Origin of the sequence: Pseudomonas sp. P105, from assembly GCF_032614175.1 — a bacterium.
GTDB classification, from domain to species: Bacteria; Pseudomonadota; Gammaproteobacteria; order Pseudomonadales; family Pseudomonadaceae; genus Aquipseudomonas; species Aquipseudomonas rhizophila.
The window spans coordinates 5,842,640-5,856,084 of the sequence record NZ_CP126693.1; the positions used below are offsets into that span (position 1 = coordinate 5,842,640).

The window sequence follows — 13,445 nt, forward strand, 5'->3', positions numbered from 1 at the left end:
CAATACGGGTTGTCTGGACGCCTGGAGCGTCCGTACGACCGGCAAGGAAATCTCATGCACAGTTTCAAGACCTGGCACAAAGGCCTGGCGCTGACCCTACCGCTTATCGCGCTGTTGGCCGGTTGCAATCGCGGCGACAAAGCCGAAGAGCCCCAGACTCACGCCGTCGCTACTTATGTCAGCGCCCCGTGGGAAGCCTTGCCATCGGTGTCCGACGAGGACCTGCTGGCGGGCTTTGGCTCCTGGCGCAGCGCCTGCAACCGGCTCAAGGCCGACGCGGTGTGGGGTGCCACCTGCGCGGCGGCGGCCAATGTGCCGCTGACCGCTGTAGATGTGCGCAGCTTTCTGAAGCAGAACCTGGATGTCTACGGCCTGCGCTCGGGTGACAACAGCCCCAACGGTCTGATTACTGGTTACTACGAACCGGTCTACCCCGGCAGCCTCACCCAGACTGCCAGCGCCAACATCCCGGTGTACGGGGTTCCGGAGGACATGATCATCGTGTCGCTGGACAGTATTTACCCCGAGCTCAAGGGCAAGCGCCTGCGCGGTCGCCTCGAAGGCCGAGTGCTCAAGCCCTACGACGACGCGGCCACCATCGAAACCAACGGGGTGAAGGCTCCGGTGATCGCCTGGCTGACAGACCCGATGAACCTGCAATTCCTGCAAATCCAGGGCTCGGGCCGCATTCGACTCGATGACGGCCGCCAGTTGCGCATCGGCTATGCCGACCAGAACGGCCACCCCTACCGGCCCATCGGGCGCTGGCTGGTCGAACAGGGCGAACTGAAGAAAGAAGAGGTGACCATGGGCACCATCAGTGCCTGGGCAAAAGCCAACCCGAACCGGATTCCCGAATTACTGGGCAGCAACCCCAGCTACGTGTTTTTCAACCGCAACCCCGACAGCAACGAAGGGCCACGGGGCTCACTGAATGTGCCGTTGACCGCCGGCTACAGCGTGGCGGTGGATCGCAAGGTGATTCCTCTGGGAAGCCTGTTGTGGTTGTCCACCACCCGCCCTGACGGCAGTGCATTGAACCGCCCGGTCGCGGCCCAGGACACTGGCGGCGCAATTGCCGGCGAAGTACGGGCGGATCTGTTCTGGGGTACTGGCGAAGCAGCAGGAAACCTGGCCGGGGATATGAAACAACAGGGGCAGATCTGGATGCTGTGGCCCAAGGGCATGGCATTGCCGCAGGTGCCGCAGGTTGCCAATACGGTCACCGCCAATCCCTGAGAAGCGGGCTGACTGTACCGGCCCCATCGCGAGCAGGCTCGCTCCCACATTGGATCTAGTCGTACACAAAACATGTGTCCACTGGAGATCAACTGTGGGAGCGAGCCTGCTCGCGATGGGGCCAGCACAGACAACGGGACTCAACCGCCAGGCTCAGACCGAAACGAAGAAGAAACTCAACACCAACCCTACCCCCACGAACCACACCAGCGAACGCAAGATCGCCCAATCCGCCAGATAGCAGATGATGTACAGCAGACGACTGGTGATAAACAGCACCGCCAGCACGTTGATGGTCACAAGCTCGGCATTGCCGGCCAGGTGCGCGACGATCACGGCAGCGGCGAAAAACGGGGCGATTTCAAAGCTGTTCAGTTGCGCGGCGTATGCACGCCGGGGGGCTCCTTCGAGCGAGTCCAGAAAATCCCGAGGGTCGTGGTTGTCGCTCAACCGGTACTTTCCACCGGCCTTGGCGATCGCAATGCACAGGTAAGGCAGGAGAAAGGCAATCAAAATGCACCACAGGGCAACCGTCATGAAGCAGTTCCTTCTTTGAGTGTTATAGAAAAACAAGAATCGAGGCACTGGTCAGAATTTCATCACCAACATGCCAATCAGCACCAGCCCGCAGGCTAAGAGCCGCGGCCGGCCGAAAGGTTCTTTCAGGTAGCGCATGCCAAACAAGACTACCAGGATCACGCTGATCTCCCGCAGCGCAGCCGCTTCGGCAATCGAGCCCAGTTGCATGGCCCACAGCACCAGAGCGTAGCTCAACAATACGCAAAACCCGACCGCCAACCCCAGCCGCCACTGTTCACGCCAGAACAGCATGAACGCAGGTCGTTTGCGCACCAGCGCCAGCAACGGAAAGGGCCAGGCACTGAGCAGCGTGACCCAGGCCAGGTAATCCAGTGGCCGGGGCCAGCGCCGCAGGGCATGGCCGTCAATAAAGGTGTAGCAGCCGATGCACAGGCCGATCAGCGCCACCACCGGTAGCATCGACCAGGGCAACCGTTCGCCACCACCGCCCTGCCACAACAGGCACAGCATGCCGAACGGGATCAGCAAGATGCCGATGATCTGATGGGTTGTCAGCACTTCTCCGGCGAAGATCAACGTCAAAGCCAGCACCACCAATGGCGACAGACCACGCATCAGCGGATAGACCAGCCCCAGGTCACCCACCCGATACGCCTGAATCAACAGATAGCGGTACAACAGCTCGAATGCCGCCGACGCCAGGATCCACGGCCAGATCTCCAGCGGTGGCAACGCCACGAAGCCCAGCGCCAGCACCACTAACAGCAACGCGACGCTGTCCATGCACGCCACCACCAGCAAACGCTCGCCACTGAACTTGATCAGCGTATTCCATGCCGCATGCAACAGCGCGGCGACCAATACCAAGGCCGTTGCCAGCACAGCACGCTCCTTATTGCGTCCAGAGAATTGATTCGCCATCCATCAGCGCCCGTTTATACTGCAAACGACCACGCCGCACTCAGTTGCGCATAAACCAATTCCAATAATTTTGCTGCTGCCCCGTTTCATCCGAACCGGCGCATCGGCATGCGTATGCCTGATCAGAGCGTCAAGACTACAGACAGAGACCTTGCGCATGCCACTCGCCTTGCTTGCTTTGGCCGTCGCCGCTTTTGGCATCGGCACCACCGAATTCGTCATCATGGGGCTGTTGCCCGATGTCGCCCGTGACCTGGCCGTGAGCATTCCCCAGGCCGGGCTGCTGATTACCGGGTACGCCCTGGGCGTGGTGTTCGGCGCGCCGATCCTGGCCATCGGCACCGCCAACATGCCGCGCAAGGCAACGCTGCTGGGCATGACGCTGATGTTCATCGTCGGCAACGTGCTCTGCGCCCTGGCGCCGAACTACGCCACGCTGATGGCCGCCCGGGTCATCACCGCACTGTGCCACGGGGCATTCTTCGGGATCGGCTCGGTGGTCGCGGCCGGACTGGTGGCACCGAACAAACGGGCCCAGGCCATTGCGATGATGTTCACAGGACTGACCCTGGCCAATGTGCTGGGCGTGCCCTTGGGCACTGCGTTGGGCCAATATGCCGGCTGGCGCTCGACCTTCTGGGCAGTATCGGTCATCGGGATCATTGCCGCCCTTGCCCAATGGGTCTGGCTGCCCCGGGAAATTCCCATGGAGAAGGCCAATCTGGCCAGCGAGTTCAGAGTGCTGGGCAAGGCCAACGTGTTGCTGGCCCTGGGCATGAGCGTGCTGGCCTCCACCAGCCTGTTCAGCGTGTTCACCTACATCGCGCCGATCCTGCAGGACATCACGGGGGTCAGCCCCCACGGCATCACGCTCATGCTGCTGCTGTTCGGTGTCGGCCTGACAGCGGGCAGTTTCCTCGGCGGACGGCTGGCGGACCGGCGCCTGCTGCCTTCGCTGGTAGCCATGGCCCTGGCGGTGGTGCTGGTACTGGCCGCGTTCAGCCAGACCAGCCGGTCGGTGGTTCCAGCAGCGATTACCCTGGTCCTATGGGGTGTGTTCGCCTTTGCACTGTGTCCGATCCTGCAATTGCTGATCATCGACCAGGCCCAAGAAGCGCCGAACCTGGGCTCGACCCTGAACCAGAGCGCGTTCAACCTTGGCAACGCGGCGGGTGCCTGGATTGGCGGCCTGGTGGTGACCAGCGGCGCCGACCTGGCGGACCTGCCATGGACCGGCGCTCTGGTGGGCGGGCTGACCGTGTTGACAGCACTGTATTTTATTTATCGTCAGCGTCGTCAGGACGCCCTGGTGGGTGTGGCCGACTAGGCTGGCCGGTCTCGCTCCGCACCTGGGCATGACTCAGCAGCGCAAAGATGAAACTGCCACCAATGATGTTCCCTGCCAGGGTCGGCCCGGCAAACACCATCCAGAAGTCCTCCCACGACAGCTGGCCGGCGAACACCAGATAGGACACTTCGGCCGAGCCGACGACAATGTGGGTGAAATCCCCAAGCGCCATCAGGTAGGTGATGAGGATGATGATCCACATCTTGGCGCTCTCCATGGACGGGATCATCCAGACCATGGTGGCGATCATCCAGCCTGAAATGATGCCCTTGGCGAACATCTGGCCGGTGTCGTTTTCCATGACCTTGCGACCGATCTCCAGAAAAGCCATATCGGTGCGGCGGTCGAAAATCGGCAGATGCAGCATCACATAGGCCACCAGCAAGGTCCCGCACAGGTTGCCCACCAGCACCACACCCCACAGGCGGAACAGACGGCCGAAGTTGCCCAAGGTGGGTTTGCTCATGATGGGCAGCACGGCGGTCAAGGTGTTTTCGGTGAACAACTGCTGGCGGGCAAGAATCACCGCGAGAAAACCGGCGCAGTAGCCGAAGCTGGCGATCACCTTGAAGGCTTCACCCTCGGGCAAGCGGGAATTGAGCAGCCCCATCGCCATCAGCGACAGGCCCATGGTCAACCCGGCGGCCAGGGCCGACCACCAAAGCGCGGCGACACTGCGCTCCAGTTCCTGATTGCCCTGGGTCCGGATAATTTCATGCAGCACTGCGGCCCGCGGTGGCTGATTGCGGTCGACTTCGTGCTTTTCCTGTGCCGAAAGATCAGGGGTCTTGCCGTCTTTACGAGTGTCCATGGAGCTCCTGAACCGGTGGCGTGATGTACCTACGACACGCGGCCTTCGGAGCTGTTCAGTGGCGGATGAAATCCAGGAGCTTGAAGCACTGCCGTCGCGAGCAGGCTCACTCCCACAAGGGATGGGTGGTAGACAACAATGCTGCGATCGACCGCAAGGCCATGTGAGAGCGAGCCTGCTCGCGATTGGCGACGCCGCCGATCTCATGCACTGGCAATATCGTCCTGAAACTGATCCTTGACGTACCTGATCTCGGTCCGGCCGTGCGGCGCCGGCAGGCCATCCTCCCCAAGATTGACGAAAACCATCTTCTCCACAGTCAGGATGCTTTTACGGGTGATCTTGTTGCGCACTTCGCAGGTCAGGGTGATCGAGGTGCGGCCGAATTCGGTGGCGGTGATGCCCAGCTCGATGATGTCGCCCTGGCGCGAAGCGCTGACGAAGTTGATTTCGGAGATGTATTTGGTAACCACACGCTGGTTGCCGAGCTGGACAATGGCATAGATCGCCGCTTCCTCGTCGATCCAGCGCAACAGACTGCCGCCAAACAGCGTGCCGTTGGGGTTGAGGTCTTCGGGCTTGACCCACTTGCGGGTGTGGAAATTCATGTTCACTCCTGAGCGTCTGGCCGATGGATGCCTGCATCATGGCAGACCGGGCAGCGTGGCTCTATGTCGTGGCCTCAATAACGATCATCGGCAATTTTGATTTGCCGACAGAAACCCTTTGGAAGATCCGATTAGCCCGTTATAATCGCCACCGCTTTACCTCGGTCCTCGCTTTGGACCGTTCCCGCCACCTGTCCGAGGGGCGCTGCAGCAGGTTCGACCTGTCAGGCTCGGATGGGGCGTTGTTTGTACGGGGCATCCCGCACGGACACTAAACGCACAACGGCGCCCATTCGCATACATTACGAATGGAGGCTCTTCATGAGCGCTGTTATCACGCCTGCAGATTTTACCGATTACAAAGTCGCCGACATGTCCCTGGCTGCCTGGGGTCGTCGCGAAATCATCATCGCCGAATCCGAAATGCCAGCCCTGATGGGCCTGCGTCGCAAATACGCCGGCGAGCAACCGCTCAAGGGCGCGAAGATCCTCGGCTGCATCCACATGACCATTCAGACCGCCGTGCTGATCGAAACCCTGGTTGCCCTGGGTGCGGAAGTGCGTTGGTCGTCCTGCAACATCTTCTCGACCCAGGACCAGGCCGCTGCCGCCATTGCCGCTGCCGGTATCCCGGTATTTGCCTGGAAGGGCGAGACCGAAGAGGAATACGAATGGTGCCTGGAGCAGACCATCCTCAAGGATGGCCAGCCATGGGCCACCAACATGATTCTTGACGACGGCGGCGACCTGACCGAACTGCTGCACAAGAAATACCCAGCCGTACTGGACAACGTCCACGGCGTGACCGAAGAGACCACCACCGGCGTACACCGCCTGCTGGACATGCTGGCCAAGGGCGAACTGAAGATCCCGGCCATCAACGTCAACGACTCGGTGACCAAGAGCAAGAACGACAACAAGTACGGCTGCCGTCACAGCCTCAACGACGCCATCAAGCGCGGTACCGACCACCTGCTGTCGGGCAAGCAGGCGCTGGTCATCGGCTACGGTGACGTGGGCAAGGGCTCGGCTCAGTCCCTGCGCCAGGAAGGCATGATCGTCAAGGTGTCCGAAGTCGACCCGATCTGCGCCATGCAGGCCTGCATGGACGGCTTCGAGCTGGTTTCGCCATTCATCGACGGTAACAACGATGGCACCGAAGCAAGCATCGACAAAGCGCTGCTGGGCAAGATCGACTTGATCGTGACCACCACCGGTAACGTCAATGTCTGCGACGCGAACATGCTCAAGGCCCTGAAAAAGCGCGCCGTGGTCTGCAACATCGGCCACTTCGACAATGAAATCGACACCGCTTTCATGCGCAAGAACTGGGCATGGGAAGAAGTGAAGCCACAGGTCCACAAGGTGCATCGCACCGGCGCCGGCAGCTTCGACCCACAGAACGATGACTACCTGATCCTGCTGGCCGAAGGCCGTCTGGTAAACCTGGGCAACGCCACCGGCCACCCAAGCCGCATCATGGACGGCTCGTTTGCCAACCAGGTCCTGGCGCAGATTTTCCTGTTCGGCCAGAAATACGCCGACCTGTCGCCAGCCCAGAAAGCCGAGCGCCTGACCGTGGAAGTGCTGCCCAAGAAACTCGACGAAGAAGTGGCCCTGGAAATGGTCCGCGGTTTCGGCGGCGTGGTCACCAAACTGACCAAGCAACAGGCTGACTACATCGGCGTGACCGTCGAAGGCCCGTTCAAGCCGCACGCTTACCGCTACTGATCGGCGCTGCCTCCTTGGTGGAGCGGACCTGTGGGAGCGAGCCTGCTCGCGATGCAGACACCTTGATCTGACTGTCAGACCGAGGTGATGCCAATCGCGAGCAGGCTCGCTCCCACATGAGTCCGCTTCCACAAGGGATATGCAAGCCTCACCGGCCTACGAGTTTCCAAGGATATGACCATGTCCCAAGACCGTCGCTACAGCTTCGAGTTCTTCCCGACGAAGACCGATGCTGGGCATGAAAAACTGATCGCCACTGCCCGTCAGTTGGCGAGCTACAACCCCGACTTCTTCTCCTGCACCTATGGCGCTGGCGGTTCGACCCGTGACCGCACGATCAACACCGTGCTGCAGCTCGAAAGTGAAGTCAAAATCCCCGCCGCCCCGCACCTGTCCTGCGTGGGTGACAGCAAAGCCGATCTGCGCAGCCTGTTGAGCCAGTACAAGGCTGCCGGCATCACCCGTATCGTGGCCCTGCGCGGTGACCTGCCCTCGGGTATGGGCATGGCGAGCGGCGAACTGCGCCACGCCAACGACCTGGTTGAATTCATTCGTGAAGAAACCGGTGAGCACTTCCATATCGAAGTGGCGGCCTACCCAGAGATGCACCCCCAGGCACGCAACTTCGAAGACGACCTGCTCAACTTCGTACGCAAGGCCAACGCCGGCGCCAACAGCGCGATCACCCAGTACTTCTTCAACGCTGACAGCTACTTCTACTTTGTCGACCGCGTACGCAAGATGGGCGTCGACATTCCTGTCGTGCCGGGGATCATGCCAATCACCAACTACAGCAAACTCGCGCGTTTTTCCGACGCCTGCGGGGCAGAAATCCCACGCTGGATCCGCAAGCAGCTGGAAGCCTACGGCGACGATACATCCAGCATCCAAAGCTTCGGAGAGCAAGTCATCACACAAATGTGTGAACGCTTGTTACAGGGCGGGGCACCGGGGCTGCATTTCTATACCCTGAACCAGGCCGAGCCCAGCCTCGCAGTATGGAATAACCTCAAACTGCCGCGTTAATGATTTGGTTCGGCTGTGTGTAAAAGGCCTTGGCGAAAACCAAGGCTTTTTCGTTCGTCCTGTCTCGTCCTGAATAAGGTTTACACCTTCTGACCTCTCCTCAGGAGGAACCAATGGATTCAGGAAGAAGGCGTAGTCAGCGTGATTACACGCTGGGCTTTAAATTGGCGGTTGTCGATCAGGTTGAAAAGGGCGAACTGAGTTATAAAGAGGCTCAACGGCGTTATGGGATTCAGGGCCGGTCGACTGTGTTGGTATGGTTACGCAAGCATGGGCGGCAGGACTGGAGCCAAGGCGCCTCCATTCGTGCCCAGAGGAACCGACCGATGGCCGAGCCAAATTTGCCGCTGACACCAGAGCAGCGAATCAAGGAGCTGGAAGAAAAGCTGGCCCTTGCCAACCAGAAAGCCCAATTTTTTGAAGCTGTCGTTGACGTGCTGAAAAACGATTACGGTGTTTCTGTCGTAAAAAAGCGATCCGGCAAGTCCTCAGCCAAGGGCAAATCGAAGGCCTGAGTGTCACCAGGGCTTGCCAGTTTCTGGGCATCTCACGGCAGGCGTATTACAAGCGCAATCGAGCTTACGACGCGCAAACTAGCCATGCGCAAAAGGTGCTGGGATTTGTGCTGGAGGCACGCCTTGAAATGCCTCGGTTGGGCACCCGTAAGCTGCATGGGCTAATGCAAGCCGAACCTGAACTAACGCAAACGGTAGGCCGAGATCGATTGTTCGATATTCTGCGAGACCATCGACAACTGGTCCCACGCAAACGCGCTTATCACAAGACTACCGACAGTCATCATCGCTTCCGTCGACATCCGAATCGGCTCAAGCCCGGCCCTGACCAAGTCACTGCCACCGGCCCGGAACAGGTGTGGGTGGCGGATATAACCTATTTACCGACCGAGCAAAGCGTCGCTTACGTAAGTCTGGTCACTGATGCGTTCTCGCGCAAAATAGTCGGCCATCATGTGCATGAAAGCCTGCATACCGAGTCAGTCATCCGGGCGATGACGAAAGCTCTTCGACACCGAAGAACCAATCAGCCACTGGTACATCACTCCGATCGGGGCTCGCAATACTGCTCTGATCTCTACCAAAAGCTGCACGCCAAGCATGGCGTCAGGTGTTCGATGACGGATGGCTACGACTGCTACCAGAATGCCCTAGCGGAACGAGTGAATGGGATTCTGAAAACAGAATTTCTTTTACACCGTCCCAAAGACCTCGCCCAAGCCAAGCGCATGGTTGAGGAATCGATAGAAATCTATAACCGTAAGCGACCTCATTTGGCCCTGAAATACAAAACGCCCGATGCGGTGCATCGGGCGTTTTGAGACTGAAACAGGTGTAAACCTATTTCAGGACTAGACATCCTATGTCGAAAGGCGATCAGACCGCGGGCCAGAGGGCTCTAGCTATTTGATGAGCTCTCGTCGTAACCTCAGGCCATGCCCTTCATCACCCGGTTACTGACCACCTTTGTCCTCCTGTACCTGAGCATGGATGCCCGGGCCGAGAAGTTGCGCATTGTCACCGAACCCTGGGCGCCTTATGTCTACGAAGAGAACGGCCAGGTGCTGGGACTCGACTACGAAACCACCGCCATTGTGTTCAAGCGCCTGGGCATTGATGTGCAATGGCAATTGCTGCCGTGGAAACGTTGCCTGGCGATGCTTGAGCAGGGCCTGGCGGACGGTGCGCTGGACATTTTCCACAGCAACGAACGCGACGCCATGCTGCTTTACCCCAGCGAACCGCTTTCGGACGTGGAGTTCGTGATGTTCTACGCCAACGCCCGTCCCCACCCCTTTCGCACGCTGGATGACTTGGGCGGCCTGACCGTGGGCACCTCGCCCGGCTATCTGTACAGCCAGGCCTTCAGTGAGTCGACCCTGTTCAAACGTGAGACGGCACCCACCCATGAAGCCAACTTCGGCAAGTTGCAACTGGGCCGGATTGACCTGCTCATCACCGACCGCCGGGTGGGTCGGCACGTACTCAAGCAAATGCAACTGGGCGACCAGGTCACCGAAAACCCCGTGGTTGTGAGCCGTCAAAGCCAATACCTGGCGGTGCGGCGCAACGCCGGGATGGATCTGCTGGTGCAGCGCTTCAGCGCCGAACTCAAGCGCTTCAAGCGCGAACCGGCCTATGCCGAGCTGATCGCCCGCTATGGCACCGTCCCGTCTGCCAGGACCGAACCGTCCGGCCCGGTGCAGCGTTGAAATAAACCGTTGAGCAGCAGGAAAGCGGCGCGCGGCGTTTGCTCTGTTATACTCCGGCCTTCCCGCCAGGCTCACGCCCGGACGCCCGGTCTTGCAAAAGGCATCCTGACACCGCTACAGCGCAGCTTCCAGCCCGCGCGAGCCCTGTCCGGACCTGCCTTCCAGACTCGGCAGGACCGGACGGGATGACGTCTTTTTGTTGAACGTCATTCGCGCCCGGCAAGACTATCCCATTGGGCCAGGCCCTCACTAAAACAGGATTACTCATGTCCTTTGCTTCCCTCGGTCTCTCCGAGGCTTTAGTCCGCGCCATCGAGGCTGCCGGCTACACCCAGCCTACCCCGGTGCAACAGCGGGCCATCCCCGCCGTGTTGCAAGGTCGCGATCTGATGGTCGCGGCGCAGACAGGCACTGGTAAAACCGGTGGTTTTGCCCTCCCTATCCTGGAGCGGCTTTTCCCCAACGGTCACCCAGACAAATCCCAGCGTCACGGCCCGCGCCAACCGCGCGTCCTGGTCCTGACCCCAACCCGCGAACTGGCGGCCCAGGTACACGAGAGCTTCAAGATCTATGCTCGCGACCTGAAATTCGTCAGTGCCTGCATTTTCGGCGGCGTTGGCATGAACCCTCAGGTCCAGGCCATGGCCCGTGGCGTCGACGTGCTGGTGGCCTGTCCGGGTCGTTTGCTCGACCTGGCCGGCCAGGGCAGCGTCGATCTGTCCCACGTGGAAATCCTCGTGCTGGACGAAGCCGACCGCATGCTCGACATGGGCTTTGTCCATGACGTGAAGAAAGTGCTGGCCCGCCTGCCCGCCAAGCGTCAGAACCTGCTGTTCTCGGCGACGTTCTCCAAGGACATCACCGACCTGGCCGGCAAGCTGCTGCACAACCCGGAACGCATTGAAGTCACACCGCCAAACACCACGGTCGAGCGCATCGAACAACGTGTGTTCCGCCTGGCGGCCAGCCACAAGCGTGCCCTGTTGGCGCACCTGATTACCGCCGGCGCCTGGGAACAGGTCCTGGTGTTCACCCGCACCAAGCACGGCGCCAACCGTCTGGCCGAGTACCTGGACAAGCATGGCCTGCCGGCCGTGGCGATCCACGGTAACAAGAGCCAGAACGCCCGCACCAAGGCCCTGGCCGACTTCAAGGCCGGCGAAGTGCGCATTCTGGTTGCCACCGACATCGCCGCTCGCGGTCTGGACATCGACCAGTTGCCCCACGTGGTCAACTTCGAGTTGCCGAACGTCGATGAAGACTACGTACACCGTATCGGCCGTACTGGCCGGGCCGGCCGTTCGGGCGAAGCGATCTCGCTGGTCGCGCCGGACGAAGAGAAACTGCTCAAAAGCATCGAGCGCATGACCAAGCAGAAAATCGCCGATGGCGACCTGATGGGCTTCGATGCCAGCACCATCGAGGCCGAGAAGCCTGAAGTGCGTGAACGTCCGGACGTGCGCAACCCACGCAATGCCCGTGGCCCTCGCGGTGACGGTCCAAATGGCGGCGGCGGTGGTGGCGGCGGCCGTAAAGACAAAGGCAAGGACAAGGGCAAGGAAAAATCGGCCAGCACCAGTCGCGGCGAACGCCCGGCTCGCGAGCACAAGCCTCGCGAAGGTACCCCGGCCCGTGAACAGCAGCGCCCGGCACCACGTGCCGCTGCCGATCGCGCACCGGACGAGTTCCTGGACGACGATATCGATAACTTCGGCAACCGCGTCGATTACGTGCCGCAGCAGAAACCCGCCCAGGGTCGCGGACGTCGTCCTGGCGCACCGGCACAGGGCGCGGCGGGCGCAGGTGCTCCTCGTGGCCAATCCCAGGGGCGTCAGAACGGCCCGCGCAACAGCAACGGCTCGTCCACCGGCACCCCGCCGGCCAAGCGCAGCGGCCCGCGCAACGGCGCACCTCGTGACGGCCAGGCCCGCCGCGAAGACTCCCGCCCTCGCCGCCCGGCACGTGACGAGCAGCCTCGTCAGGAACCTGCCGTGCAAGCCCCTCGTGGTAACCAGCCGAAGATCATGCACAAGGAGTCGAAGATCGATCGATTCCCGACGCCTGAACAGCTGGATCAACTGCCAAGCCGTCCACGGGGCGAGAAGCCGGCACTGCTGACCCGCAATCGCTGAGTTTCTCCAAGCCGTAAAAATGCCCCTGATCTCGCGATCAGGGGCATTTTTTTTAGGTGACGCCAACTTCACCTTGTGGGAGCGAGCCTGCTCGCGATTGCCATGGGTCAGTCAACCTCTGTACTGGCTGAACCACCGCAATCGCGAGCAGGCTCGCTCCCACAAGGGGTCATGTGCGGTTCACAAGATTCCATGCGGCAATAAAAAACGCCCCTGATCCAAGATCAGGGGCGTTTTTTGTCAGGCGCGAATGTTATTTCGCTTTGACACCTTCAAACGAAACGTACAGCTCGACCACGTCGGACGTTGGGCCCAGGTCTTTCTGCTTGCCGAAATCGGAACGCTTGATGCTGGTGGTCCCTTCGAAGCCGGCACGGTAGCCGCCCCACGGGTCCTTGCCTTCACCCAGGAAGGTGGCTTTGACCACGACAGGCTTGGTCACGCCCAGCAGGGTCAGGTCACCAGCCACGTCGGCGGTTTCCTTGCCATCAGCGTTCTTGCCGGTGGATTTGACGCTGGTGGACACGAAGGTGGCCTTGGCAAATTTGCTCGCGTTCAGGAAGTCAGCACTGGCGATGTGCTTGTCGCGCTCGGCGTGGTTGGTGAACACGCTGGCGGTGTTCACGTTGAACTCGATCTTGCTGTCTTCAGGCTTGGCGGCGTCGAAGCTGAACTTGCCGTCGATGTCCTTGAAGGTACCGGTGATGTAGCTATAGCCCAGGTGGCTGATCTTGAAGTCGACGAAGGCGTGTTGGCCTTCCTTGTCGACCACGTAGTCGGCAGCCATGGCCTGACCGGCCGACAGCAGGGCAGAACCGATTGCCAGGGCGGCGAGCGTTTTTTTCAACATGCTTTCTATTCC

At 60.4% G+C, this 13,445-nt stretch carries 12 protein-coding genes and 1 riboswitch; of the genes, 7 read left to right on the top strand and 5 right to left on the bottom strand.

The annotated features are described in order from the left end of the window. Nucleotides 1-54: 54 nt before the first annotated feature. The gene (locus QOM08_RS26235) at nt 55-1,239 is read left to right on the top strand and encodes a murein transglycosylase A (RefSeq protein ID WP_076383375.1); all 1,185 of its coding nucleotides are present in this window, start codon (nt 55-57) and stop codon (nt 1,237-1,239) included. A 153-nt stretch (nt 1,240-1,392) separates the two neighbouring features. Here the strand turns inward: QOM08_RS26235 and QOM08_RS26240 are convergent, their stop codons facing one another. After that, on the bottom strand, nt 1,393-1,776 hold the full coding sequence (locus tag QOM08_RS26240; protein WP_047230420.1) for an MAPEG family protein: 384 nt from the start codon (nt 1,774-1,776) through the stop codon (nt 1,393-1,395). Between the two features lie 51 nt (nt 1,777-1,827). Further along, nucleotides 1,828-2,661, bottom strand: coding sequence for an EamA family transporter (locus QOM08_RS26245; RefSeq protein WP_188251835.1), 834 nt, complete (start codon nt 2,659-2,661; stop codon nt 1,828-1,830). 196 nt (nt 2,662-2,857) lie between these two features. Here QOM08_RS26245 and QOM08_RS26250 point away from each other — a divergent pair, with 196 nt between their 5' ends. Continuing rightward, on the top strand, nt 2,858-4,027 hold the full coding sequence (locus QOM08_RS26250; RefSeq protein ID WP_188251836.1) for an MFS transporter: 1,170 nt from the start codon (nt 2,858-2,860) through the stop codon (nt 4,025-4,027). Here QOM08_RS26250 and QOM08_RS26255 read toward each other — a convergent pair. Together QOM08_RS26255 and QOM08_RS26260 are read right to left on the bottom strand one after the other, a co-directional pair. After that, on the bottom strand, nt 3,978-4,859 hold the full coding sequence (locus tag QOM08_RS26255; protein WP_047230423.1) for a formate/nitrite transporter family protein: 882 nt from the start codon (nt 4,857-4,859) through the stop codon (nt 3,978-3,980). The two genes, QOM08_RS26250 and QOM08_RS26255, sit on opposite strands and share 50 nt — an antisense overlap. Nucleotides 4,860-5,062: 203 nt before the next feature. After that, nucleotides 5,063-5,467, bottom strand: a complete 405-nt coding sequence (locus QOM08_RS26260; RefSeq protein WP_188251837.1) for an acyl-CoA thioesterase — start codon at nt 5,465-5,467, stop codon at nt 5,063-5,065. A gap of 191 nt (nt 5,468-5,658) precedes the next feature. Next, a riboswitch (S-adenosyl-L-homocysteine riboswitch) is annotated at nt 5,659-5,765 on the top strand. Between the two features lie 23 nt (nt 5,766-5,788). On the opposite strand from QOM08_RS26260, the gene ahcY reads away from it, so the two are divergent. The 5 genes from ahcY to QOM08_RS26285 all read left to right on the top strand — a co-directional run bounded on the left by ahcY (nt 5,789) and on the right by QOM08_RS26285 (nt 12,583). Beyond that, nucleotides 5,789-7,198: an adenosylhomocysteinase gene (gene ahcY, locus QOM08_RS26265; protein WP_076383373.1), complete on the top strand. Its 1,410-nt coding sequence runs from the start codon at nt 5,789-5,791 to the stop codon at nt 7,196-7,198. A 180-nt stretch (nt 7,199-7,378) separates the two neighbouring features. After that, nucleotides 7,379-8,224: a methylenetetrahydrofolate reductase [NAD(P)H] gene (gene metF / locus QOM08_RS26270; RefSeq protein WP_047230426.1), complete on the top strand. Its 846-nt coding sequence runs from the start codon at nt 7,379-7,381 to the stop codon at nt 8,222-8,224. Between the two features lie 113 nt (nt 8,225-8,337). After that, nucleotides 8,338-9,560, top strand: a protein-coding gene (locus QOM08_RS26275; RefSeq protein WP_316911973.1) for an IS3 family transposase whose coding sequence is annotated in 2 segments (ribosomal slippage) — nt 8,338-8,689 and nt 8,689-9,560 — 1,224 coding nt in all. Because the reading frame shifts where the segments join, the coding sequence is not laid out codon by codon here. A gap of 114 nt (nt 9,561-9,674) precedes the next feature. Then, nucleotides 9,675-10,451 carry a substrate-binding periplasmic protein gene (locus QOM08_RS26280; RefSeq protein WP_410479113.1) on the top strand — a complete coding sequence of 259 codons (777 nt, stop codon included), beginning with the start codon at nt 9,675-9,677 and terminating at the stop codon, nt 10,449-10,451. A 266-nt stretch (nt 10,452-10,717) separates the two neighbouring features. Next, nucleotides 10,718-12,583: a DEAD/DEAH box helicase gene (locus QOM08_RS26285; protein ID WP_047230429.1), complete on the top strand. Its 1,866-nt coding sequence runs from the start codon at nt 10,718-10,720 to the stop codon at nt 12,581-12,583. Between the two features lie 253 nt (nt 12,584-12,836). Here QOM08_RS26285 and QOM08_RS26290 read toward each other — a convergent pair whose 3' ends face one another. Continuing rightward, complete coding sequence (locus QOM08_RS26290) at nt 12,837-13,433, bottom strand: YceI family protein (protein ID WP_047226959.1); 597 nt, start codon at nt 13,431-13,433, stop codon at nt 12,837-12,839. Between the last annotated feature and the right edge of the window lie 12 nt (nt 13,434-13,445).